This window comes from Rosenbergiella sp. YN46, from assembly GCF_036620675.1.
Lineage (GTDB): Bacteria > Pseudomonadota > Gammaproteobacteria > Enterobacterales > Enterobacteriaceae > Jejubacter.
The window spans coordinates 1-663 of sequence record NZ_JAZHEE010000108.1; the positions used below are offsets into that span (position 1 = coordinate 1).

Here is a 663-nt window from a genome sequence, read left to right on the forward strand (position 1 = left end):
GTTACAAAGAACATTGATGCTATTGTAATTAAGAAATAGAACAGAAGTGCATGTTTTCCTAATTTTTTGTAACCATCTATTATACTTGTTCCAGTTACATTTGCATATCTAGATCCATATTCAAAAAAAGGATATTTAAATAAACTAGCTAAGATCAGAAAAACAATTAGCGTTAAACCAAAGTCAGCCCCAGCTCTTGTTGATTGAACCAAATGAGAAACACCAATTGCTGTACTGGCAAATAATATTCCCGGTCCTAATGTTTTTGAAAGACGGTTAATGCGTTCATTCAACTTCTTTCACCATGATTTGATGTTTGTAAATGTAATGCAGTAAAAAGTTCTAACACTTGGGATCAAAACTAACTAGTAATGATACTAATAGAAAGTGATTTTGATAATGCATCTTGATTTGTCAAACTTTCCCAAACAAAAATTTCTGCTAAATATGATCCTGAATTATCAGGGGTCCATGAGAGTGCTGGACTGAGTGTCTGCTTAGAATTTAATGAACCAGTTATCCATCCAAGTGAAATAATTACATTTTCATCATTTTTTATCTGAACAATAAATATAAAATCTTGGGCGGTTTCTTGATTATTTGTAACATCTGCAGTGATCTGAACTTGTTGATTTACATTCAGGTGTTCACTAACTTGGTTCC

At 32.1% G+C, this 663-nt stretch carries 2 protein-coding genes; both read right to left on the bottom strand.

Annotated elements, in window-relative coordinates; genetic code table 11:
• A partial coding sequence (locus V3W49_RS22735) for a hypothetical protein (RefSeq protein ID WP_500148213.1) occupies nt 1–293 on the bottom strand: 293 nt, incomplete at its 3' end.
• 68 nt (nt 294–361) lie between these two features.
• On the bottom strand, nt 362–663 hold a 302-nt coding region (locus V3W49_RS22740; protein ID WP_500148215.1), incomplete at its 5' end, for a hypothetical protein.